Source organism: Magnetospirillum sp. 15-1 (assembly GCF_900184795.1).
GTDB lineage: Bacteria > Pseudomonadota > Alphaproteobacteria > Rhodospirillales > Magnetospirillaceae > Phaeospirillum.
Window position 1 is genome coordinate 468,018 of the sequence record NZ_FXXN01000025.1, and the last position, 21,789, is coordinate 489,806.

Below are 21,789 nucleotides of genomic sequence, written 5' to 3' on the forward strand. Positions count from 1 at the left end.
ACCATGGGGCGCTCTATGATGGGAGGAATGCGCAAAGCCCCCCAGAGCGAGAACGGGTCCTTGAACCAACATGCGGAAAAGCCCTTGCCGGCCAGCATCGAAACGATCGCGAAATTAATCGCGATCGATACTACAAGTTTCAAGACTAATTTACAGTTAATCGACCTGGCATCGGAAATCCTTTCCGGTCTTGGAGCGACTGTGCGCAGGACTTGGGATAAGGACCGAAACAAGGCGAATATCTTTGCCACAATTGGCCCCAATGATGTCCCGGGTATTGTCCTGTCCGGTCATACCGACGTGGTCCCGGTCGAGGGGCAGGACTGGTCCACCGATCCCTTCCGGCTGCATCAGGCCGGGGGCAGGCTGTTCGGCCGCGGCACCGCCGACATGAAGAGCTTTATCGCCGTCTGTCTGGCCCTGGCCCCGGAATTCGCCGCCGCGCCACTGCGTATGCCGGTACACTTCGCCTTTTCCTACGACGAGGAAGTGGGCTGCGTCGGCGTCCGCCGGCTGATCGACGATCTGGCCCACTTGGCGGTCCGCCCCAGCCTTTGCATCGTCGGCGAGCCCACCGACATGAAGGCGGTGATCGGCCACAAGGGCAAGAAAAGCGTGCGCTGCCACGTGGAAGGGCACGAATGCCACTCCGCCCTCAACCACCAGGGCGTCAACGCCATCGAGATCGCCGCCGAAATGGTCACCCGGCTGCGGGCCATGCAGCGCCGTATCCGCGAGCAGGGTCCTTTCGATCACGGTTACCAGCCGCCCTACACCACCGTCCATACCGGCACCATGCAGGGCGGCACGGCGCTCAACATCGTGCCGAAGTCCTGCGCCTTCGAATTCGAGATCCGCAATCTGCCCGACCACGATCCCGAGGATCTGATGGCCGAGGTACGGGGCTGGGCTCAGGATCTGGTGCCGGAAATGCTCGGCATCAGCGAGGCCAGCGGCATCACCCTGGACGAGCACAACAGCACGCCGGGCCTGGGGATGGACGAGATGGACGCGGCGGTGCGCCTGGTCTGCGCCCTGTCGGGCAGCAACCGGACCAGCAAGGTGGCCTTCACCACCGAGGCCGGCCTGTTCCAGAAGGCGGGTATTCCGGCGGTAGTCTGCGGCCCCGGCAGCATCGATCAGGCCCATCGGCCGGATGAGTTCGTTACCATCGAGCAGGTGGCCAAATGCGAGGATTTCCTGCGGCGCCTGCTGGCCCATATGTGCTGAGGCGGGAAGCCTACTCGATCACCGCCCGCAGCGAGGTCCAGGTTCCCGGCGAGGGCGCCAGCAGCAGGCAGCCGTCCTCCGCCCTCGGACGGTAGGGCCGGCCATCGGTCAGGGCGGCGTGACCGCCCGCCTCGGCGTGGATCAGCACGCCGGCCGCGTGGTCCCAGGGCATCAGACGGTTGTAGTGGGCGAAGTGCAGCCGGCCCGTTACCAGATCGATATAGTCGTGGGCGGCGCTGCCCTTGCGCCCCGTCTTGGCCACCAGCGCCGACAGGCGCCCCGACCGCTTGACCGAGCCGGTCAGTTCGGCCAGAGGCGCGGGGGGCAGAACGGAGAGGCGTTCACCCCCCGCCCAGGCGCCGGAACCCAGCTCGACGGTGATCATCCGCTCGCCCAGGGGATCGAAAATCCACCCCGCCACCGTTACCCCATCGCGCACCAGGGCGACGATGACGGCAAAGCGGGCGTTGCCCTTGGCGAAATTGGCGGTACCGTCCACCGGATCGATGATCCAGACGTTGCCGTCGCCGTCCAGAGCCTTGAGGAGGGCGGGATCGGCGGCCACCGCCTCCTCGCCCACCACGGCGGAGCCGGGAATCAGGTCGCGCAGCCGCCGGGTCATCACCCGTTCGGCTTCCGTATCGGCCTCGGTGACCAGTTCCCCCGGCCGCTTCTCGCGAATCTGCCCGGCCGAGAGGTGGTTGAAGCGCGGCAGGATTTCCTCGGCCGCCGCCTCGCGGATGATGGAAGCCACCGTCTCGAAATCCATCAGTGCCCCCTGCCCTCGGCCTTCCGCTGGTGGAAGCGCTTGACGTCGGCGGGGTCGAGCTTGACCCGCATGAAAGCCTGCGCCTCGTCGTCGCGCCGCGCCACCACCTCGCCATGGCTGTACAGCCAGGCGATGGAAGCGCCATCGGCCAGGGACAGCGCCACATCGATGGTCTCGCGGGCATGGCCCAGCCGCCGGTCCAGTTCGGCCAGCAATTCGTCGACGCCCTCGCCGGTGACCGCCGAGAGTGCCATGGCCCCCTCGCGACGCCGTACCTGATTGAGGATTTCGATCCGGCCCGGCTCGTCCAGCAGATCGATCTTGTTGAGGGCCTCCACCAGCCCGCGGTCGACCACCTCGGCCAGCCCCAGCTCCTTCAGCACCGTCTCGACGTCGGCGGCCTGGGCCTCGGTGTCGGGATGGGAGATGTCGCGCACATGCACCACCACGTCGGCCTCCAGCACCTCCTCCAGGGTGGCGCGGAAGGCGGCGACCAGTTCGTGGGGCAGGTCGGAGATGAAACCCACCGTGTCCGACAGGATGATCTTGCGGCCCGACGGCAGCACCAGGGTGCGCATGGTGGGGTCCAGCGTGGCGAACAGCATGTCCTTGGCCATCACCTCGGCCCGGGTCAGCTGGTTGAACAGCGTCGACTTGCCGGCATTGGTGTAGCCCACCAGGGCGACGATGGGATAAGGCACCTTGCGCCGCGCCTTGCGGTGCAGGTCGCGGGTGCGCTTGACGTCTTCCAGTTCGCGTTCCAGCTTGACGATGCGGTCGCCGATCATGCGGCGGTCGGCCTCGATCTGGGTCTCGCCGGGGCCGCCCAGGAAGCCGAAGCCGCCCCGCTGGCGTTCCAGGTGGGTCCACGACCGCACCAGGCGCGAGCGCTGGTAGCTGAGCGCCGCCAGTTCCACCTGCAGGGTGCCCTCGCGAGTGCGGGCGCGGGCGCCGAAAATCTCGAGAATCAGGCCAGTGCGGTCGATGACCTTGCAGCCCCAGGCTTTTTCCAGGTTGCGCTGCTGCACCGGCGACAGGTGGCCGTCGACCACCGCCAGCCCGATCTCGCGCTCCTCGACCAGTTCGGCCAGACGTTCCACCGCCCCCTTGCCGATCAGGGTGGCGGGGCGCACCTTGGCCACGTTCACCGCCTCGGCGGCGACGATATCCAGCTCGATGGCCCCGGCCAGCCCGACCGCCTCGGCAAGGCGGGCTTCAGGCAGGCGGGAGCCCTCCCCGCCCTTGAAGGCGGGGTGGACGACCATGGCGCGCTGGGGCGCCGCCTTTGTGGAACCTGTCTCTCCCACCTATTCTTCGCCGTTTTCCTTGATCGGAGGCTCGAAGAGAGAGATGGGGGTGGACGGCATCACCGTCGAGATGGCGTGCTTGTAAACGAGTTGGGTATGCCCATCCCGCCGCAGCAGCACCGAAAAATTGTCGAACCAGGTGACGATACCCTGGAGCTTGACCCCGTTGACCAGGAAGATGGTGACGGGAGTCTTGTTCTTGCGGATGAAGTTAAGAAACACATCCTGTACGTTTTGGGATTTTTCCGCGGACATGATTGGAATCCGTTCTTATTGGCCGATTTTGATTTTTGGAGTGCGATTCAGGCACCGACCCCGTTGAGCCCCTGTCGTTACCACCATTTCCAACAGATGGGAACCTATAGTTCTCGGACAAGATGGGCGAGATCCATGCAAGCCGGGAGAAAACGGGCCGGCGGATGGGCGAACTCCCCCTCGTGGGGAGTGTCGGGCCGCATCAGAATGGGTGTGCACCCGGAGTTGACGGCGCAATGGGTGTCGATGGGGGAATCTCCCACGAACCACACATCCGGCCCGGCGGCGATGCCGGTCCCCGCCAGGGCGAGGTGGACGGGCGCGGCGGCCGGCTTGTCGGCCTCGGCGTCATCGGCCCCGACCAGGCGGACGAAATGGCCGGCCCAGCCCATGATCTCGGCCTCCTTGCGCAGGAAACCGCCGCGCTTGTTGCTGACCACCGCCAGCACCAGCCCCTCGCTCCGCAGGGTGTCCAGCATCTGGGCGGCGCCGGGCAAAGGATTGAGGTAGTCCAGGTGGATAGCCTCGAAGCTTCGGGTGAAGATGTCGCGGGCCTCGGGCCAGCGATCACCGAACATGGCGGGAAAGGAATCGCGCATGGAGGCGGCCACCCTTTCCCGGGTTTCCTCCAGGCTCCATTCCGCCATGCCGAAATGGCGGAAGGTCATGTTGTAGGATTCGCGAATGCACACCCAGGAATCCACCAGGGTGTTGTCCCAGTCGAAGATGACCGCCCGTGGGCGGGTCAGCGGCGGACCGGACATCAGAAGTATTCCAGCCGGACCGAGAACATCTTCTCGACCTTCTTCACCGCGTCGGCGGTGGCGAACAGGATGACGCGGTCGCCGGGATGAATGACCGTGCTGCCGCGCGGACTGACCACCTTGCCGTCATGAACCACCGCGCCCAGCAACACGCCGGCCGGCAGCTTGACGTCCCTGAGCGGCTTGCCCACCAGGGACGAGGTTTCCAGGGCGTCGGCCTCGATCAGCTCGCCGAAGCCCTCGTGCAGGGAGTGGACGGCATGGATGCGGCCACGGCGCACGTGCTGGAGAATATTGGAGACGGTGATGGCCCGGGGATTGATGGCCACGTCGATGCCCAGCGGCGCCACCAGCGCGTTGTAGGTGGTCTTGTTGATCAGCGCCATGGTGCGGCGGCAGCCGTAGCGCTTGGCCAGCAGGCCCGACAGGATGTTGGTCTCGTCGTCATTGGTGACCGCGACCACCGCCTCGGCGGCCCCCACCGAGGCCTCCTCGAGGATTTCCGGGTCCAGGGCGTCACCATGGATCACCACGGTATGGCCCACCGCCTTGGCGACGAACTCGGCACGCTCCTTGTTGGATTCGATGATCTTGATGGAGGTGCCCGGCCGGGCGGCTTCCAACTGCTGGGCCAGGAACAGGCCGATATTGCCGCCGCCGAAGATGACGATGCGCCGCGCTTCCTGATCCTCGCGGCCAAAGGCCGAAAGCGCCCGGTCCACATGGGCCGTATCGACGACGAAATAGACCTCGTCGCCCTCCATCATCTGGTCTTCGGAGGTGGGAACGATGGCCTTGCCGTCGCGCACGATGCCGATGATGACGATGGCCAGATCGGGGAACAGCACGGTCAGCTGGCGCAGCGGCGTGTTGATCAGCGGGCACTGCCCGGTGCAGCGCACCCCGATCAGCCGGACCTTGTCGCCCACCAGCGGAATGACATCGATGGCGCCCGGCACCTGCAGGCGCTTGGTGATGGCGCGGGCCACCTCGATCTCGGGGCTGATGATCACGTCGATGGGCAGATGCTCGCGCGAGAACAGGTTGGACCAGATGGGCGCCAGATAGCTCTGGCTGCGCACACGGGCGATCTTGGTCGGCACGTTGAACAGGGAATGGGCGACCTGACAGGCCACCATGTTGACCTCGTCGGCGGCGGTGACCGCGATGATCATGTCCGCGTCGCCGGCTCCGGCCTGCTCGAGCACCGCCGGATGGGAGGCGAAGCCCAGCACCACCTGGACGTCCAGGGTATCGCTGACCTTGCGGATCAGTTCGGGACGCTGGTCGATGATGGTGACGTCGTTGTTCTCGCCCGCCAGATAGTGGGCGATGTTGAAGCCGACCTGGCCGGCGCCGCAGACTATGACCTTCATTTCTTTTCGTCCGTGTTGACGCCAAGCAGCTTGAGCTTGCGGTGAAGGGCCGAGCGCTCCATGCCGACGAAGGCGGCGGTGCGTGAGATGTTGCCGGCGAAACGATTGACCTGGGCCAGCAGGTATTCCCGCTCGAACAGTTCACGCGCCTCGCGCAGGGGCAAGGTCATGATCTCGCTCGACTTCTCCCACCGCAAAACGGCCGGCGTGATGGCGCCGATCTCGCCCGGCAGCATGTCGGCGCGGATCGCCTCGCGGGCGTCGCCGGGAGCCATGATCAGCAGCCAATCCATGACGTTCCGGAGCTGGCGCACATTGCCCGGCCAGTCATAGGCCTGAAGAGCGGCCAAGGCATCCTCGCCCACCACCCGGGGCTGCACCCCGGCGGCGGCGGCGGCCAGGGCCATGAAGTGCCGGGCCAGGGCCGGGATATCCTCGCGATGATCGCGAAGAGCGGGCATCTTCACCGGCACCACGTTGAGGCGGTAGAACAGATCCTCGCGGAAGTGGCCCGCGGTCATCTCGCCCTGCAGATCGCGGTTGGTGGTGGCGATGACGCGCACATCCACCTCGACCCGTTTCCCGCCCCCTACCCGCTCGAACATCTGGTCCTGCAATACGCGGACGATCTTGCCCTGGGTTTCCAGCGGCATGTCGGCCACCTCGTCCAGCAGCAAGGTGCCGCCGTGGGCCTGCTCGAAGGTGCCGATCTTGCGCGGCGTATCGGGACCGTCGAGACCGTGCTCGGTGCCGAACAGCTCCATCTCCATGCGGTCGGGGTGCATGGCGGCGCAGTTGAGCACCACGAACGGCCCGTCGGCGCGGCGCGACCGGACGTGAATCTGGCGGGCCACCACTTCCTTGCCGGAACCGGCCGGGCCGGTGATCAGCACGCGGGAATTGGTGGGGGCCACCTTCTCCACCGCCTGGCGGACCTGCAGGATGCCCATGGCGCCGCCGACGAGTTCATCGGCCGAGCCCGAGCGCAGGCGCAGTTCCTCGTTCTCGCGGCGCAGACGGGCCGCCTCGATGGCGCGCTCCACCACCAGCAGCAGCCGGTCGGCCTTGAACGGCTTCTCGATGAAGTCGTAGGCGCCCTGCTTGATGGCCTGGACGGCGGTCTCGATATTGCCGTGGCCGGAAATCATCACCACGGGGACTTCCGGATGGTCGCGCTTGATGGCGTCCAGCACTTCCAGACCGTCCAGGCGCGAACCCTGCAGCCAGATGTCCTGGACCACCAGATTGGGCCGCCGGGCGCGAATCCCCTCCAGGGCCTCGTCCGAATTGGCGGCCTCGCGGGTGTTGTGCCCTTCGTCTTCGAGAATACCGGCGATCAAAGCACGAATATCGGCCTCGTCGTCGACGATCAGAATGTCATGCGCCATGGGTTGCCGTGGTGTCGCCGGTTGCCTGTGATTGCAGATGCTCGGGGGCCGGGAATATCAGCCCGATCCGCGCGCCCCCCCCAGGCGCATCCTCAAGATACAGATCACCGCCGTGGTCTTCCATGATCTTCTTGACGATGGCCAGCCCCAAACCGGTTCCCTTGGTCCGGGTCGTGACATAGGGCTCGGTCAACCGCTCGCGGTTCTCGGTGGGCAGGCCCTTGCCGTTGTCCTCGACGGTCACCACCAGCCGGTCCGACTGGGGGACCAGACTGAGCACGATGCGGCCGCGCGGCGCTTGCGGGTCGTCGCGGCCCTGAATGGCTTCGACGGCGTTCTTCAGCAGGTTGGTCAAGGCCTGGCCGATCAGGCGGCCGTCGCACTGCACCGGGACCTTGCCGTCGGGCAATTGATGGACGAATTCCACGCCGGGATTGCCGGTCCGCTGCAGGAACATCGCCTGCCGGCAGATATCGTTGAGGTCATCGGACTTGATCTGCGGTGCCGGCATGCGGGCGAAGGACGAGAACTCATCCACCATGCGGCCGATGTCGCCCACCTGGCGCACGATGGTCTCCACCAGATTGACGTATGTCTCAGGATCGCTGTGTATCTCCTTGAGATACTTACGCTTAAGCCGTTCCGCCGACAGTTGGATCGGGGTCAGGGGATTCTTGATCTCGTGGGCGATGCGCCGCGCCACGTCGGCCCAGGCGGCGGTGCGCTGGGCGGAAACAAGCTCGGTGATGTCGTCGAAGGTCACCACGTAACCGATGACCTCCTCGGCGTCGAGGCGTTCGGCCACCACGCGCACCAGCAGCATGCGGGCACGGCCGCCGGGAGTGGACAGGCGCACCTCGCGCTGGATCAGCTTGTCGGGGCGGCGGACCGCCTCGTCCAGGGGCTCGGCCAGATCGGGGATGACCTCGCGGAGATCGTGACCGACCAGTTCCTCGAGGGCGATGCCGATCAGTTCCCCCGCCGAGCGGTTGGGCAGATGGATGCGGCCATCGGCGTCCAGGCCGATGACGCCGGAGGAGACGCCGGCCAGTACCGTCTCGGTGAAGCGGCGGCGCTCGTCCAGCTCACGGTTGGCGTCGACCAGATCCTGGCGCTGGCTGGACAACTGATGGGTCATGCGGTTGAAGGCGCGGCTCAGCACGCCGATCTCGTCGGCGGCATCCTCGGCCACCCGGGCATCGAGGTCGCCCGACCGCACCTTTTCGGCGGCATCGATCAGCCGCCCTATCGGGGTCGCCAGCCGCACCGCCATGGACACGCCGACCCAGATGGCGGTCAGCACCAGCAGCAGGGCCACCAGGGCAAAGATCAGCGAGAAGGCGCGCTCCACCCCCGACAGCCGGCCCTCCAGGCGTTCGTACTGGGCCACCGCCTCGGAGGTCTGGGCCATGTAGCCGATCACCTTGGGATCGACGAAGCGGCCCACATACAAGAAGGTGTCGCCGAACAGCCCTTGAAGCTGGACCAGCGCCTTGACCCGGTCCTCGCCCGACCCGGACAGCACAACCACGTCGCCGCCACGGGCCTTTTCCAGAGCCCAGGCGGGAATCTGGTCGATGCTGGCCTCCACCGCGAAGATCAGCCCCGAGCGGGCCATGATGTTGCCGCGGGTATCGAAGACGATGGCCTCGGTCAGGCCGCGGATGGCCGCCTGGGTGCCGACGAACTGGCTGAAATGCTGGGGCGAGCGCAGCAGGAGCGGCCCTTCGCGGTTGATGTCGTTGGCCATGGCCAGGGCATCGCCGCCGATGATGCGCTTGTGTTCCTCGAGATAGGCGTGCGCCACTTCCAGCGAGGCCTGCAGCGCGGTGCGCACCCGGTCCGAGAACCAGCTTTCCACCCCGTAGCGGAAGAAGGCGGTGGAGCCGACGCTCATCAGCACCGAAGGCGTCACCGCCACCAGGGCGAACAGCATGATGAAGCGCAAATGCAGCTTGGAGCCCGAGGCGCCGCGCCGCCGGGCCTTCAGCACGTCCAGCACCCGGAACCCCACCACGCCGCCCAGGGCGGCCAGCAGGACGCCGTCGGTGGCCAGCAGCGACAGGACGATGCGGGGATCGGGACCGGCGGGACCATTCCCGCCGCCGGCCATCACCCAGACGGTGGCGACGATGGCGGGAATCGAGGCGAAGGTCAGCCCATAAGCCAGCCGGCGGGCCAGGTCGACCCGGCGCGCCCAGTGGCGTATGCGGCGACCGAACGCCATTTACTTGAGGCCGCGGCTGATCTGGATATCCAGATCCTTGATCTTCTTGCGCAGCGTGTTGCGGTTGACGCCCAGCAGATGGGCGGCCTTGATCTGGTTGCCGCGCGTCGCCTCCAGCGCGATGGTTACCAGCGGACGCTCCACCTCGCGCAGCACCCGGTCATAGACCCCGGCCGGCGGCAGGCCGTCGCCGTGATTGCCGAAATACTCGCGCAGGTGACGCTCCACCGTGGCCGAGAGCCCCTCGCCCTCAACGCCGCCGGCGATGGAATCGGCATGGGGCGTGCCGCCCACCAGTTCCTGCTCGATGACCTCGATGCCGATCACCTCCTGGGAATACAGCGCGGCGAGACGGCGGACCAGATTCTCCAGCTCGCGCACGTTGCCCGGCCAGCGATGCTTGCGCAGCCGGTCCATGGCCAGACCGTCGATGGTCTTGGACGGCAAGCCCTCGGACCCCGCCTGGGCCAGGAAATGGCGGATCAGCTCGGGAATGTCCTCGGAACGCTCTCGCAACGGAGGCAGGCGGATAGGCACCACGTTGAGGCGGTAGAACAGATCCTCGCGAAACAGGCCCTGACGGATCAGCTGGGTCAGGTCGCGGTGGGTGGCGGCGATGATGCGCACATTGGCGCGAATGGGCGTGCGGCCGCCCACCGTGGTGTACTCGCCCTCCTGCAGCACGCGCAGCAGGCGGGTCTGGGCCTCGGGCGGCATGTCGCCGATCTCGTCGAGGAACAGGGTGCCGCCCTCGGCCTGCTCGAACCGGCCGGCGGCCCGCTGGGTGGCGCCGGTGAAGGCACCCTTCTCGTGGCCGAACAGCTCGCTCTCGATCAGTTCGCGCGGGATGGCCGCCATGTTGATGGCCACGAAGGGGCCGTTGCGGCGCTTGCCGTAATCGTGGAGCGCCCGGGCCACCAGTTCCTTGCCGGTTCCCGACTCGCCGGTGATCATCACCGACAGGTCGGTGCTCATCAGGCGGGCCAGGGTACGGTAGATTTCCTGCATGGCCGGCGAGCGGCCGATCAACGGCAGCTTCTCGTCGTCCTCGGCCCCCGCCGCCTCGGTGGGAGCGGCGCGCGGCGTCGACAGGGCGCGCCCCACCACGTTGACCAGTTCCTTCAGGTCGAACGGCTTGGGCAGGTACTCGAAGGCGCCGCGCTGGGTGGCCTTGACGGCGGTCAGCAGGGTGTTCTGGGCGCTCATGACGATGATGCGCAGCTCTGGACGGATCTTCTTGATGCGCGGCAGCAGGTCGAGACCGCTCTCGTCGGGCATGACCACGTCGGTGATCACCAGATCGCCCTCGCCCTCCGACACCCATCGCCACAGGGTCGAGGCGTTGCCGGTGGTCCGCACCTCGTAGCCGGCGCGGCCGAGCGCCTGGGACAGCACCGTACGGATGCCGCGATCGTCGTCGGCCACCAGAATGGTGGCGGTGGTGGTGGTGGTCATGGTGCTCACTTGCCGTCCCCATCCTGGACCATGGGCAGCATCACCCGGAATATGGTCCGCCTTGGCACGCTGTCGAATTCGATCACGCCGCCGTGATCGCCGATGATCTTGGCCACCAGGGCCAGCCCCAGGCCGCTGCCCGACGTCTTGGTGGTGACGAAGGCGTCGAACAGATTGGGTTTCAGATCCTCGGGGATACCGGGGCCGTTGTCTTGGATGCTCACCACCAGCGGCAGGTGGCGCCGCGTCTCGCTGCCCGGCAGGGCCAGGCGGACGCCGTGCTGATAGCCGGTGGACACGACGATCTCGCCGCCTTCCTCCGGCACCGCCTCGGCGGCGTTCTTCACCAGGTTGAGGAACACCTGCACCAACTGGTCGCGGTCGCCGAGGACCGGCGGCAGCGACGGGTCGTAATTCTCGATGATCCGCACCGAGCGGGCGAAGCCGGCCTCGGCGATGCGCCGCACGTGCTCCAGCACCCGGTGGATGTTGACGGCGCCGCGCTCCACGGTGGGATTGTCCGAGAAGGCCTCCATGCGGTCCACCAGCGCCACGATGCGGTCGGCCTCGTCGCAGATCAGCCGGGTGAGGACCCGATCCTCCTCGCCGGCGTTCTGCTCCAGCAACTGGGCGGCGCCGCGGATGCCCGACAGCGGATTCTTGACCTCGTGGGCCAGGATGGCCGCCATGGCGGTCACCGAGCGCGCCGCGTTGCGGCTGGTCAGTTGGGCACCGATCTTGAGCGCGATGGATTGCTCGTGCAGGCTGATCACCACGGCACCCGCCGTCTCGATGATGGGCGAGACCTGGACGGTGACGGTGCGGTGACCGGTGCGGGGCGTGTCGAGCGTCACGCCGTGCTCGGCCACCGAGATGTTGCCGTCGCGGGCCTGGCTCACCAGCGACAGGACCGGCGAATCGGGCGGCAGGAAATCGGTGGCGGCATGGTCGATCAGGTAGGCGGCGCCGCAGGCGAACAATTGCTCGGCGGCACCGTTGACGTAGCGGATGCGGTTCTCGGCGTCCAGGGCCACCACGGCGGCGCCCAGCGCGCTCAGCACGGTGGTCGGATCGAAGGTGGAACTGGACAAGCCGCGCTTCAGGGCCGTGACGATGGGAATGGGCATCAGGCGGCGGCCTTTTCCAGCAGGGGGCCGTAGAACGCGGCGATGGTCTGCCGCATGACGGCCGGGTCGTTGGTACGGTTGATCTCGGCACGGAACTCGGCCGACCCCGGCAGACCCTTGGAATACCAGCCCATATGCTTGCGGGCGATGCGGACACCCGGTTCGGAGCCGTAATGGAGCAGGATGGCGTCCAGGTGCTCCAGGATGATCTCCATCTGCTCGGCCAGCGACGGGTCGGGACGCCGCTCCCCGGTGGCGAGGAAGTGGGCCACCTGCCCCGGCAGCCACGGCCGCCCATAGGTGCCGCGCCCGATCATCACGCCATCGGCGTCCGACATCTCCAGCATGCGGACGGCGTCGTCGATGCTTTCCACGTCGCCGTTGCCGATCACCGGAATGGACACGGCGCGCTTGACCTCGCCAATGAAGGCCCAATCGGCCTGACCGGTGTACATCTGGTTGCGGGTCCGGCCGTGCACGGTGACCATGCGGATGCCGCATTCCTCGGCGACGCGGGCCAGACTGGGAGCGTTGCGGCTGGTCATGTCCCAGCCGGTGCGCATCTTCAGCGTGACAGGGATGTCCACCGCCTTCACCACGGCGGTCAGGATGCGCGCAGCCAGATTCTCGTTGCGCATCAGCGCCGAGCCGGCCTCACCCTTCAGCGCCACCTTCTTGACCGGGCAGCCCATGTTGATGTCGATGATGGCGGCGCCCATATCCTGGTTCAGCCTGGCGGCCTCGGCCATCACCTTGGGCTCGCAGCCGGCCAGTTGCACCGACATGGGAAATTCCTCGGCGGTATGGCTCGCCATCTGCATGGTCTGGCGGTTCTGGCGGATCATCGCCTGGCTGGCGATCATTTCGGACACCACCAGTCCGGCGCCCAGGCGCTTGACCAGCCGGCGGTTGGGCATGTCGGTGACGCCGGCCATGGGGGCCAGGATGACCGGATTGTCCAGGGTTACCGCTCCGATGGAAACGGTCTTGCGCGTGATCTGTGCCATGGCTGCGTATTTATTATGCAGATGCGACACAATGCAACGGCAAAAGCTGCCTGGAAAAAAAGCAATTCAGTGCGGGACGAGGACCTGTGTCACAAATTTGACCCCGGGATAGGCCAGGGTCAGCAGCAGATAGGCCAGCAGCACCACACGGGCGGCGACGCGGCCGCGTACGCCGCAGACCCGGTGACCGATCAGCAGCAGGCCGATCAGGCCGAAGGCCAGCAGCGACAGCAGGGTCTTGTGGGAGAGGACCAGAACCGCGCCGCTCTCGAAATACTGGGTCGCCATCCCGGTGGCCAGCCCCAGGCCGAGCACGGCTTCCGAGGCCAGCAGCAGGCGCCCGGCCAGGGTCTCGCTGTCGGCGACGCTGGGCAGCATGCGGGTGAGCGTGGTGGGCGCCTTGCGTTTCAGGGCGCGTTCCTGCAGGAAGGTGGCCAGCGAAGCCACCGCCGCCAGGGTCAGCAGGGCATAGGTCAGGACCGAAACGACGATGTGCAGGTCCAGCCAGGCGGCGGGCACCTGTCCGCTGAGCGGCGGCGCCGCCTCCACCCACTGCACCAGGGACGCCAGCAGCCCCAGGGCGGCCAGGAACGGCATCACCAGCGGCGCCAGCCGCCAGCCCTGGGCCGTGGCATGGGCCAGGACGGCGAACAGGGCCGCGGTGGCGGCGATGGAGACCCACAGGGCGGCCGACAGACTGGTCAGCCACTGGGCACTCATCTGGGAGACCGCCCACAGGGCCGGTCCGGCGACCGCCAGACCAAGGCAAAGGCGGAACTGGACACTCCGCCCCTCGCCGGCGCGAAGCGCCACCAGCGCGGCGGGGAGCAGCGCCACGAGGGCGACCATATTGAGAAGCACGGACGACATGGGCGGACTATATCATCCTTTGCGGCGGCGCAAAGGGGTGACAGCGCCTGTCCTCTCCGATCATCAGGCCCCTCGATCGCCGGGCGCCGCCGGTGGCGGCTTGGCTCCCGCGGCATAAGCCGCGCGGCCCCTTGGGCCTGGCCGGCGCACAAGGGCGCCGGTATCAAGCCTTGGCAAGGCGGCATCCTCTCGCATAGTCTGTCGCCCCACATTTCCTGGAGAGTGACGATGGCCAAGACGGTTGTTCTGGTGGTGGCGGCGGGGCGCGGGCGGCGGTTCGGCGGTGACCTGCCGAAGCAATACCACGACCTGGCCGGGCGCATGGTGCTGCGCCACACCCTGGCGGCCTTCGCCACCAATCCCGAGATCAGCGCGGTACGCGCCGTCATCCACCCCGACGACCGCCAGCTCTACGACATGGCGGCCGCCGGCCTGAATCTGCTGGAGCCGGTCCATGGCGGCGCCACCCGCCAGGACAGCGTCCGCCTGGGACTCGACAGCCTGAAGGATTTGGGCCCCGCCAAGGTGCTGATCCACGACGGGGCGCGGCCCTTCATCGATCACGGCACCGTCGGCCGGGTGATCCGCGCCCTGGATCACCATCCCGGCGCCCTGCCCGTCGTGCCGGTGGCCGACACCCTGAAGCGTGGCCAGGACGGTTTCGTGGCCGACACGGTGGACCGCAGCAATCTGTTCCGCGCCCAGACGCCCCAGGGCTTCCGCTATGCCGAGATCGTCGCCGCCCATCACGCGGTGATCGGCAATGAGCTGACCGACGACGCCGCCGTGGCGGAACGGGCCGGGCTGGCGGTGGAACTGGTGGCCGGTGCCGAGGACAACGTCAAGATCACCACCGCCGCCGACCTGGAGCGGGCCCGGCGCCTGTTCGACGGCCCCGGCGAGGTGCGCTCGGCCTCCGGTTATGACGTGCACCGCTTCGACCCGGCCAAGAAAGCCGTATGGCTGTGTGGCGTCGAAATTCCCCACAAATCCGGCCTGGAAGGCCATTCCGACGCCGACGTGGCCCTGCACGCGCTGACCGACGCGGTCTTGGGCGCCATTGCCGCCGGCGACATCGGCCACCACTTCCCGCCCACCGATCCCAGGTGGAAGGGCGCGGCCTCCGACCAGTTCCTCGCCCACGCCGGTTCGCTGGTCACCGCCAAGGGCGGCCGCATCGTCAACGTCGACATCACCATCATCTGCGAACGCCCGAAGGTGGGACCGCACCGTGCCGCCATGGCGGCACGGGTGGCGGAAATCCTCGGCATTTCCCAGGACCGGGTCAGCGTCAAGGCCACCACCACGGAAGGGCTGGGCTTCACCGGCCGCAAGGAAGGCATCGCCGCCCAGGCCATGGCCTCGGTCTGGCTGCCCCGGTAGCTCAGCCGCCGGTCTCGGTCCTGATCCAGTCGAGATAGGCGGGATTGCCCGTCTCGATGGGCAAAGCCACCACGCAGGGGCAGGCGTAGTCGTGCAGTTCGCGCACCCGCTTGATCACGGAATCCACAAGATCGGCCCTGGTCTTGCAGATCAGGACCGCCTCGGGCCCCTCGCAGACCTTGCCGTCCCACCAATAGACCGAGGTGGCGCCGTCCAGCACGTTGGCGCAGGCCGCCAGCCGCTCGGCCACCAGGGCGCGGGCCAGGGCCAAGGCCGCCTCGCGATCGGCGGCGGTTATATAAATCATGTTCGTCGTCAATGAGTTACCCCCTTGTATCCCAGAAAAGCGGGGCGCGCCCTTAGGCCGGCTGGGCGCGCCCCACGAGTCTGTGCAGGTCATCCCGGAAGAGGAGATCGAACCGGGAGCCCTCACCGGTCGGGTACCACGGCACCGTCAACCGATGTCACGCATATATGAATTGGGTAAACGGATTTCGATACCCCCACGTGACAAATCCACCATCAATCAACTGCTTTCGCAGGTGCCGCCCTGGGCCAGCAGCACCCGGTCGATGAAATCCGCCGCCTCCTCGTTGCCTTTCGCCTCGGCAAGTGGCTGCTCCGGCAACGAAAACAACGTTCGCAGTTGAGTTTCCAGGTCGTTCAGCAGGTCATCGGCCGTAAGCGCCAGCGCCTTGGTATGGGCCATCAGCCACCGGTCCATGGCCGGAGTTTCCGGCCAGTCGGGGCGCGCCACGTACAAGACCGGAACTCCGGATAATGCCGCCTCGGTAAAGGTGCCATAGCCCGGCTTGGTGACGATGACGTCCACCGAAGCGGTCAGGTCGGAAAACGGCAGGCCGGTCCCGCGCCAGTCGATGACGTCGTCCCGGTCGGCCGGGCACCCCTGGGCGCTCAACCACGTCCAGCCCGCCACGCGCGGCCACCGGGCCATGGTCAGGTCATGATCGATGCCGCCGAACGCCACCAGCCCGACCTTTCCCGGAGCCAGTTCGCCCCGGCGGTTCAGCCCCCTTTGCGCCACGGTGCCGATATCGACCACGTTGCCGAGACTGGGCATCTCCATGGCCGGAGTGACACGCAGAAACGCCAGGGCCGAGTTGTAGGCGTCTTGCATGTCCGCCCAGACGGCATCGGCCTCGGGCCGGTCCCCCAGGTAGTGGCGATAGACGTCGGCCCATTCCAGGGAACTGAGCGCCACCGCCGGAATGCCGGCCCGCGCGGCGGCGGCCAGGGTCACATAGGGGACGTTGGCCAGGACCAAGTCCGGGCGGGCCTGACGCAGGCGGGCCGCCTCGCACTCCACCACAGCGGAAAAGTCGGCATGCATGCGGCGGTAGGCCTCGGCCGAGGCGTCCAAATCCACGGTGGTGGCCGACCGCATCTTCAGCCCGAAATCGGGCACCTCGGGCACGTAATCGAAATCAGGGCCATAGCGCTCCTCCAGAAAACTCCGGGGGACGCCGGTCTGGATGGTGAGACGCAGGTCGGGCCGCCGCCGCCGCAAGGCATGGATGACGGGGGCCGTCATGACGGCGTGGCCGTAACCGTGCGGCGACAGGGCCAGCCAGAGATGCTTGGAAGCGGAAGTGCTGAGCATGACTTGACGGGAACCAGGACAATCGGAACGGCGGGCACCATATCCGTTTCCGGCTTGCCGCGCGAGCCCGGCCGGGGCTACCCTTTCACTCGCGCAACATTCGCCCGCGAACGCCGAATCATACTGCAAGGACAGCCGCCATGAATCTCGCCACCCGCTATCTCGGCCTCGACCTGAAGAATCCTCTGGTGGTTTCGGCCTCGCCGCTGGCGCTGGACCTTGGCAATTCCCGCCGGCTGGAGGATTGCGGCGCGGCGGCCATCGTGCTGCCCTCCATCTTCCAGGAGGACATCGAGAACGAGATCGACGAGATCGAGCGTCTAGTCTGCGAAGGCAATTCCGAGGCGTTCTCTTACTTCCCCGCCAATATCAGCGCCAATGCCGGGCCGAAGAACTATCTCGACCTGATCCGCCGCACCCGTGAAGCCCTGGACATTCCGGTGATCGCCAGCCTGAACGGCACCACGCGGACCGGCTGGACCGATTACGCCAAGCAGATGGAACAGGCCGGCGCCAATGCCGTCGAGCTGAACGTCTACCTGCTGCCGACCGATATGGACCTGACCGGCGCCGAGGTCGAGGCCCGCTATCTCGCCATTCTCGACGCCGTCAAAGAAACGGTCTCCATTCCGGTCTCCATGAAGCTCAGCCCCTATTTCAGCTCGGTGGGCAACATGGTGAAGACCCTGGATCAGGCCGGGGTGGACGGCGTGGTGCTGTTCAACCGCTTCTACCAGCCCGACATCGACCTGGAAGAGTTGAAGCTGGTCCGCGACCTCAAGCTCAGCCACAAGGGCGAGATTCGCCTGCCCCTGCTGTGGATCGCCACCCTGGCCGGCAAGATCAAGGCCTCCATCGCCGCCAGTTCCGGCGTCCAGACCGCCGCCGAGGTGGTGAAGTATCTGTTCGTCGGTGCCGACGTGGTGATGACCACCTCGGCCCTGATGCGTCATGGCGTCGATTACATGAAGACCCTGCACGACGGCCTGATCGCCGAACTCAAGGAGCGCGAGGCCGAATCCGTCGCCGACATCCGTGGCCGCATGAGCCGGGGCGCCACCAAGGATCTGGCCGCCTTCGACCGCGTCAACTATATCCGCATCCTGCGGGGCGGCGCCTACAACGCCTGATTTCCCTCGGCGAATTCACGGCAAGGCCCGGTCGTTTCGGCCGGGCCTTTTGCATGGACCATCCGGAATCAGAACAATTCAAATTATTGAATTTAACCTTGGTCAATTATATAAAGCTCATACACCTGACTGAGGATAGAGGCTTTTCATGACCACCCAGACCGCCTGCTCCACCGAATGCCGCATTCCCCGCATTCTGGGCTATGCCGCCATCGTGATCGCCGGCGCGGTGATCGGCTCCACCTTGTTCGGCTGGGCCATCATCGGCCTGACCACCATACTGCGCGACTAGGGACGATATTCCCGCCGCTCCAATACGAAACAGCCCGGCTCATCGTCATGAGCCGGGCTGTTGAATTTTTGGTCGGAGCGACAGGATTCGAACCTGCGACCCCCAGTCCCCCAGACTGATGCGCTACCGGGCTGCGCTACGCTCCGACCGTGGTGGGCAAGCCCACCGAAACCTTTGTTCCCAGACCGCGAACGGCCCTGGGAGGGGGAAAGAACCGGCGGGGTGTGCCGGGAGAGGGGCGCACTATAGTCAGGCCATTCGGCCAACGCAACCCAGTTCTTAAGGAATTTTAGCGTGTCCGCAACAGAGCCCGCAGTTGCTCCAGTTCGGCCAGGATATCTTCCAGTTCATGGCGCAGGCTGGGGCCCAGCGCCCCGGTCGGCACCGGAAGGTCATCCCCGCCGGCGATGATGGTCCGCACGACGGCGTGACGGACTTCGTCCTCCTCGATGACCAGGTCCTCGACCTCGTCATCCTCGTCATGATCGCCGGGCTGGTCCAGGCCCAGCAGGAGTTCGGGCTCGGCGGCGCGGGCTGCCGCCGGAGTGCCGGCATCCTTGCCCCCGCCCTCCTTCAACAGCTTCTGCACCCCCTTGATGGTGTAGCCTTCGCTGTAGAGCAGATCGCGGATGCGCCGCAGCAGTGCCACGTCGTCGGGACGGTAATAACGCCGGCCGCCACCGCGCTTCAGCGGCTTGACCTGGGGAAACTTGCCCTCCCAGAAGCGGAGGACGTGCTGGGGAACGTCAAGGTCATCGGCGACCTCGCTGATGGTACGGAACGCCGCCTCGGACTTGCCGTTGCGGCGGACCGTATTCTCCTCCCCATCGTCGCCGGTCATTTGGTCCCGCTACGCTTGGCGGTCATGCCGTCGTTGATCTTCTTCTTCAGCAACTGAGAGGGCCGGAACACCAGCACGCGGCGCGGCGTGATGGGCACCTCCTCGCCGGTCTTGGGATTGCGGCCGATGCGCTGTCCCTTGGAGCGGACCGAAAAGCTGCCGAACGAGGAGATCTTGACGGCGTCGCCCCTGGCGAGCGCACCGGAAATCTCGTCCAGCACCGCTTCCAGCAGATCGGCGGACTCGTTGCGCGACAGCCCGACCTCTTGGTAGACGGCCTCGCTCAGTTGCGCCCGCGTAATGGTCTTGTCAGTCATGACGCCCCAGCCGAATGAAGGAATCCGAAAAGCTGGAGAGACCCTAGACCCTTACGATAAATCCGTCAATATCAGAGGGATGCGCGGTGGCGTTCAACGGCCATGCAAGATGGGATCTACATCCGCACCAGGGCGGAGCCCCAGGTAAATCCGCCGCCCATGGCTTCCAGCAGGACCAGTTGGCCCGGCTTGATCCGTCCGTCGCCCACCGCCTCGGTCAGAGCCAGGGGAATCGAGGCCGCCGAGGTGTTGGCGTGACGCTCGACGGTCATCACCATCTTGTCCAGCGGGAAGCCCAGCTTCTTGGCGGTGCCCTCGATGATGCGGCGGTTGGCCTGATGCGGCACCACCCAATCGATGTCCGAGGCCTTGAGGTCGTTGGCCGCCAGGGCCTCGCCCACCACGGCGGCAAGGTTGATCACCGCGTGGCGGAACACCTCGCGCCCTTCCATGTGCACATGGCCGACGGTCTGGGTGCTGGACGGGCCGCCGTCCACGTACAGCAGGTCGTAATGGCTGCCGTCCGAGTGAAGGTGGGTGGAAAGGATGCCGCGATCGGCGCTGCTGCCCTTGCCGCGATTGGCGCGCAGCACCACGGCGCCGGCGCCGTCGCCGAACAAGACGCAGGTGGCGCGGTCGTTCCAGTCGAGAATGCGCGAGAACGTTTCGGCGCCGATCACCACCGCGGTCTGCACCTGCCCGCTCTTGATGAAGTTGTCGGCCACCGACAGGGCATAGACGAAGCCCGAGCACACCGCCTGAATGTCGAAGGCGGCGCCGTGCTTCATGCCGATGCGGCTCTGCACCTTGGTGGCGGTGGCGGGAAAGGTGTTGTCCGGGGTGGCGGTGGCCACGATCAGCAGGTCCACGGCGGAACCGGAGATACCGGCGGCCTCCAGGGCACGCAGGGCGGCGTTGGTGGCCAGGTCGGAGGTGGTCTCCCCCTCGGCGGCGATGTGGCGCTGACGGATGCCGGAGCGCTCGACGATCCACTCGTCCGAGGTATCCACCTTGGCGGCCAGTTCGGCGTTGGTGACCAGACGGGACGGAAGATAGGAGCCGCAGCCGATAATCTGGGAGCGCACGATCATAATCAGTCCCTTGTCACCGGGTTCCGGCGGCCAGTTGCGACGGGGAAACCTCGGCCGGCTTCAACCGGTCGAATTCCTTGCGGATGCGGTCGTTGTAGCCATGGGTCACCAATTCCACGGCCACGCCGACCGCATTGGCGAAGCCGAAGGCGTCGGTACCGCCATGGCTCTTCACGGCGATGCCGTTGAGGCCCAGGAACATGGCGCCGTTGTAGCGGCGGGGGTCGGTCCGCACCTTGACCTTGTTGATGGCGTGGCGGGCGAACAGATAGCCGAACTTGGCGAGCAGCGAGCTCTGGAACCCTTCCTTGAGGAAGGTGGAATACAGCTTCACGGTCCCCTCGGCGGTCTTGAGGGCGATGTTGCCGGTGAAGCCGTCGGTCACCACCACATCCACCGTGCCACCGCAGATGTCGTTACCTTCGACGAAACCGTAGAAGCTGATAGGCAGATGGGAATCACGCAGCGCGGCGGCGGCGGCCTTGACCGCGTCGTTGCCCTTCATGTCCTCGGAACCGACATTCAGCAGGCCGATGGAGGGCTTCTCCAGGCCGAGGACGGCACGGGCATAGACCTCGCCCATCACCGCGAACTCCACCAGATTGTTGGAGTTGCAGTCGACGTTGGCGCCCAGGTCGAGCATCAGCGTCTCGCCCTTGACGGTGGGGAACATGCCGGCGATGGCCGGGCGGTCGATACCCGGCAGCATGCGCAGCACGAACTTGGACACCGCCATCAGCGCGCCGGTATTGCCGGCCGAGACGACACCCGCCGCCTCGCCCTTCTGCACCGCCTCGACGGCCAGCCACATGCTGGACTTGCGCCCGTTGCGCAAGACCTGGCTGGGCTTGGCCTCCATGGACACCGATTCTTCGGTGTGATGGACGGTGCAGACACCCCTGATCTCGGGGAAACGCGCCAGCAACGGTTCGATCCGCGCCGCGTCCCCGTACATCAGATAGCGAACATGGGGGAGGCGCTCATGAGCCATGCGCACCCCTTCCACAACCATGTCGGGGGCGGCATCGCCCCCCATGGCATCAATGGAAATGGTGACAGCAGCACTCACCGACCCGCACTCCCCTGCCTAGCCAATGAGACGGCTTAGGCTTCCGCCTGGGCAACAACCTCACGGCCGTCATAGTGGCCGCACGAGCCACAGACGTGGTGCGGCAGCTTGACTTCGCCGCAGTTCGGGCACTCGGCGCCGGTCACGTTGACCAGGGCGTGGTGAGCGCGACGCATGTCGCGGCGGGACTTGGAGGTCTTCTTCTTCGGAACGGCCATAATATCTACTCGCTTCAACCCGGAATGGGAAAGGGTGGTTTATTAGCCAAAA

22 protein-coding genes and 1 tRNA gene are annotated in these 21,789 nt (G+C 66.4%); 4 read left to right on the top strand and 19 right to left on the bottom strand.

Going from position 1 to position 21,789, the window contains the following annotated elements; translation table 11 throughout:
* Positions 1–84 precede the first annotated feature (84 nt).
* The gene (gene argE / locus CP958_RS15205; protein ID WP_242442926.1) at positions 85–1,230 is read left to right on the top strand and encodes an acetylornithine deacetylase; all 1,146 of its coding nucleotides are present in this window, start codon (positions 85–87) and stop codon (positions 1,228–1,230) included.
* A 10-nt stretch (positions 1,231–1,240) separates the two neighbouring features.
* Here argE and CP958_RS15210 read toward each other — a convergent pair whose 3' ends face one another.
* The 11 genes from CP958_RS15210 to ccsA form a co-directional block, all read right to left on the bottom strand.
* Complete coding sequence (locus CP958_RS15210; RefSeq protein ID WP_096702921.1) at positions 1,241–1,999, bottom strand: inositol monophosphatase family protein; 759 nt, start codon at positions 1,997–1,999, stop codon at positions 1,241–1,243.
* Positions 1,999–3,306, bottom strand: a complete 1,308-nt coding sequence (gene hflX / locus CP958_RS15215) for a GTPase HflX (RefSeq protein WP_096702923.1) — start codon at positions 3,304–3,306, stop codon at positions 1,999–2,001. Before hflX ends, CP958_RS15210 begins: the two co-directional genes overlap by 1 nt.
* The gene (hfq, locus tag CP958_RS15220) at positions 3,307–3,561 is read right to left on the bottom strand and encodes an RNA chaperone Hfq (RefSeq protein WP_011384768.1); all 255 of its coding nucleotides are present in this window, start codon (positions 3,559–3,561) and stop codon (positions 3,307–3,309) included.
* 104 nt (positions 3,562–3,665) lie between these two features.
* Positions 3,666–4,325: an HAD hydrolase-like protein gene (locus CP958_RS15225; RefSeq protein WP_096702925.1), complete on the bottom strand. Its 660-nt coding sequence runs from the start codon at positions 4,323–4,325 to the stop codon at positions 3,666–3,668.
* Positions 4,325–5,701, bottom strand: a complete 1,377-nt coding sequence (gene trkA, locus CP958_RS15230; protein WP_096702927.1) for a Trk system potassium transporter TrkA — start codon at positions 5,699–5,701, stop codon at positions 4,325–4,327. Before trkA ends, CP958_RS15225 begins: the two co-directional genes overlap by 1 nt.
* On the bottom strand, positions 5,698–7,089 hold the full coding sequence (locus CP958_RS15235) for a sigma-54 dependent transcriptional regulator (RefSeq protein WP_096702929.1): 1,392 nt from the start codon (positions 7,087–7,089) through the stop codon (positions 5,698–5,700). Before CP958_RS15235 ends, trkA begins: the two co-directional genes overlap by 4 nt.
* Positions 7,079–9,316 carry a PAS domain-containing sensor histidine kinase gene (locus CP958_RS15240; protein WP_096702931.1) on the bottom strand — a complete coding sequence of 746 codons (2,238 nt, stop codon included), beginning with the start codon at positions 9,314–9,316 and terminating at the stop codon, positions 7,079–7,081. Before CP958_RS15240 ends, CP958_RS15235 begins: the two co-directional genes overlap by 11 nt.
* Positions 9,317–10,771, bottom strand: coding sequence for a nitrogen regulation protein NR(I) (gene ntrC / locus CP958_RS15245; RefSeq protein ID WP_096703095.1), 1,455 nt, complete (start codon positions 10,769–10,771; stop codon positions 9,317–9,319).
* A 5-nt stretch (positions 10,772–10,776) separates the two neighbouring features.
* Positions 10,777–11,898 carry an ATP-binding protein gene (locus CP958_RS15250; protein ID WP_096702933.1) on the bottom strand — a complete coding sequence of 374 codons (1,122 nt, stop codon included), beginning with the start codon at positions 11,896–11,898 and terminating at the stop codon, positions 10,777–10,779.
* Positions 11,898–12,905, bottom strand: coding sequence for a tRNA dihydrouridine synthase DusB (gene dusB / locus CP958_RS15255; protein ID WP_096702935.1), 1,008 nt, complete (start codon positions 12,903–12,905; stop codon positions 11,898–11,900). The genes CP958_RS15250 and dusB overlap by 1 nt, the downstream gene beginning before the upstream one ends.
* A 66-nt stretch (positions 12,906–12,971) precedes the next feature.
* Positions 12,972–13,775, bottom strand: coding sequence for a cytochrome c biogenesis protein CcsA (gene ccsA, locus CP958_RS15260; RefSeq protein WP_096702937.1), 804 nt, complete (start codon positions 13,773–13,775; stop codon positions 12,972–12,974).
* A gap of 228 nt (positions 13,776–14,003) precedes the next feature.
* Between ccsA and CP958_RS15265 the strand changes: the two genes are divergently transcribed.
* Positions 14,004–15,158 carry a bifunctional 2-C-methyl-D-erythritol 4-phosphate cytidylyltransferase/2-C-methyl-D-erythritol 2,4-cyclodiphosphate synthase gene (locus CP958_RS15265; RefSeq protein ID WP_096702939.1) on the top strand — a complete coding sequence of 385 codons (1,155 nt, stop codon included), beginning with the start codon at positions 14,004–14,006 and terminating at the stop codon, positions 15,156–15,158.
* 1 nt (position 15,159) lies between these two features.
* On the opposite strand, the gene cutA is transcribed toward CP958_RS15265, so the two are convergent.
* Together cutA and CP958_RS15275 are read right to left on the bottom strand one after the other, a co-directional pair.
* Positions 15,160–15,465 (bottom strand): divalent-cation tolerance protein CutA, encoded by a 306-nt coding sequence (cutA, locus tag CP958_RS15270; protein ID WP_096702940.1) that lies wholly within the window; start codon positions 15,463–15,465, stop codon positions 15,160–15,162.
* 219 nt (positions 15,466–15,684) lie between these two features.
* A complete protein-coding gene (locus tag CP958_RS15275) occupies positions 15,685–16,779 on the bottom strand; it encodes a hypothetical protein (RefSeq protein ID WP_096702942.1) in 1,095 nt (364 codons plus the stop codon).
* Between the two features lie 140 nt (positions 16,780–16,919).
* Here CP958_RS15275 and CP958_RS15280 point away from each other — a divergent pair, with 140 nt between their 5' ends.
* Together CP958_RS15280 and CP958_RS26450 are read left to right on the top strand one after the other, a co-directional pair.
* On the top strand, positions 16,920–17,909 hold the full coding sequence (locus tag CP958_RS15280) for a dihydroorotate dehydrogenase-like protein (RefSeq protein WP_096702944.1): 990 nt from the start codon (positions 16,920–16,922) through the stop codon (positions 17,907–17,909).
* A gap of 148 nt (positions 17,910–18,057) precedes the next feature.
* Positions 18,058–18,201, top strand: a complete 144-nt coding sequence (locus CP958_RS26450) for a hypothetical protein (RefSeq protein ID WP_170958989.1) — start codon at positions 18,058–18,060, stop codon at positions 18,199–18,201.
* A gap of 69 nt (positions 18,202–18,270) precedes the next feature.
* Here the strand turns inward: CP958_RS26450 and CP958_RS15285 are convergent.
* The 6 genes from CP958_RS15285 to rpmF form a co-directional block, all read right to left on the bottom strand.
* Positions 18,271–18,347 (bottom strand) — tRNA-Pro (locus tag CP958_RS15285).
* Between the two features lie 143 nt (positions 18,348–18,490).
* Positions 18,491–19,042 (bottom strand): MerR family transcriptional regulator, encoded by a 552-nt coding sequence (locus tag CP958_RS15290; protein WP_096702946.1) that lies wholly within the window; start codon positions 19,040–19,042, stop codon positions 18,491–18,493.
* A complete protein-coding gene (locus CP958_RS15295; RefSeq protein WP_096702948.1) occupies positions 19,039–19,359 on the bottom strand; it encodes an integration host factor subunit alpha in 321 nt (106 codons plus the stop codon). The genes CP958_RS15290 and CP958_RS15295 overlap by 4 nt, the downstream gene beginning before the upstream one ends.
* Before the next feature lie 116 nt (positions 19,360–19,475).
* A complete protein-coding gene (locus tag CP958_RS15300; RefSeq protein WP_096702950.1) occupies positions 19,476–20,450 on the bottom strand; it encodes a beta-ketoacyl-ACP synthase III in 975 nt (324 codons plus the stop codon).
* Positions 20,451–20,463: 13 nt separating this feature from the next.
* Positions 20,464–21,519 (bottom strand): phosphate acyltransferase PlsX, encoded by a 1,056-nt coding sequence (gene plsX, locus CP958_RS15305; RefSeq protein ID WP_096702952.1) that lies wholly within the window; start codon positions 21,517–21,519, stop codon positions 20,464–20,466.
* Positions 21,520–21,554: 35 nt separating this feature from the next.
* Positions 21,555–21,737, bottom strand: a complete 183-nt coding sequence (gene rpmF / locus CP958_RS15310) for a 50S ribosomal protein L32 (protein ID WP_009869122.1) — start codon at positions 21,735–21,737, stop codon at positions 21,555–21,557.
* Positions 21,738–21,789 lie beyond the last annotated feature (52 nt).

Bases quoted from the DNA above. Each gene is read 5' to 3' on its own strand.
- ntrC (WP_096703095.1), bottom strand. From the start codon at position 10,771: ATGACCACCACCACCACCGCCACCATTCTGGTGGCCGACGACGATCGC.
- ccsA (WP_096702937.1), bottom strand. From the start codon at position 13,775: ATGTCGTCCGTGCTTCTCAATATGGTCGCCCTCGTGGCGCTGCTCCCC.
- rpmF (WP_009869122.1), bottom strand. From the start codon at position 21,737: ATGGCCGTTCCGAAGAAGAAGACCTCCAAGTCCCGCCGCGACATGCGT.
- hfq (WP_011384768.1), bottom strand. From the start codon at position 3,561: ATGTCCGCGGAAAAATCCCAAAACGTACAGGATGTGTTTCTTAACTTC.
- CP958_RS15225 (WP_096702925.1), bottom strand. From the start codon at position 4,325: ATGTCCGGTCCGCCGCTGACCCGCCCACGGGCGGTCATCTTCGACTGG.
- CP958_RS15300 (WP_096702950.1), bottom strand. From the start codon at position 20,450: ATGATCGTGCGCTCCCAGATTATCGGCTGCGGCTCCTATCTTCCGTCC.
- CP958_RS15290 (WP_096702946.1), bottom strand. From the start codon at position 19,042: ATGACCGGCGACGATGGGGAGGAGAATACGGTCCGCCGCAACGGCAAG.
- CP958_RS15210 (WP_096702921.1), bottom strand. From the start codon at position 1,999: ATGGATTTCGAGACGGTGGCTTCCATCATCCGCGAGGCGGCGGCCGAG.
- CP958_RS15295 (WP_096702948.1), bottom strand. From the start codon at position 19,359: ATGACTGACAAGACCATTACGCGGGCGCAACTGAGCGAGGCCGTCTAC.
- CP958_RS15235 (WP_096702929.1), bottom strand. From the start codon at position 7,089: ATGGCGCATGACATTCTGATCGTCGACGACGAGGCCGATATTCGTGCT.
- CP958_RS15240 (WP_096702931.1), bottom strand. From the start codon at position 9,316: ATGGCGTTCGGTCGCCGCATACGCCACTGGGCGCGCCGGGTCGACCTG.
- CP958_RS15250 (WP_096702933.1), bottom strand. From the start codon at position 11,898: ATGCCCATTCCCATCGTCACGGCCCTGAAGCGCGGCTTGTCCAGTTCC.
- trkA (WP_096702927.1), bottom strand. From the start codon at position 5,701: ATGAAGGTCATAGTCTGCGGCGCCGGCCAGGTCGGCTTCAACATCGCC.
- CP958_RS15275 (WP_096702942.1), bottom strand. From the start codon at position 16,779: ATGCTCAGCACTTCCGCTTCCAAGCATCTCTGGCTGGCCCTGTCGCCG.
- cutA (WP_096702940.1), bottom strand. From the start codon at position 15,465: ATGATTTATATAACCGCCGCCGATCGCGAGGCGGCCTTGGCCCTGGCC.
- dusB (WP_096702935.1), bottom strand. From the start codon at position 12,905: ATGGCACAGATCACGCGCAAGACCGTTTCCATCGGAGCGGTAACCCTG.
- CP958_RS26450 (WP_170958989.1), top strand. From the start codon at position 18,058: ATGACCACCCAGACCGCCTGCTCCACCGAATGCCGCATTCCCCGCATT.
- CP958_RS15265 (WP_096702939.1), top strand. From the start codon at position 14,004: ATGGCCAAGACGGTTGTTCTGGTGGTGGCGGCGGGGCGCGGGCGGCGG.
- CP958_RS15280 (WP_096702944.1), top strand. From the start codon at position 16,920: ATGAATCTCGCCACCCGCTATCTCGGCCTCGACCTGAAGAATCCTCTG.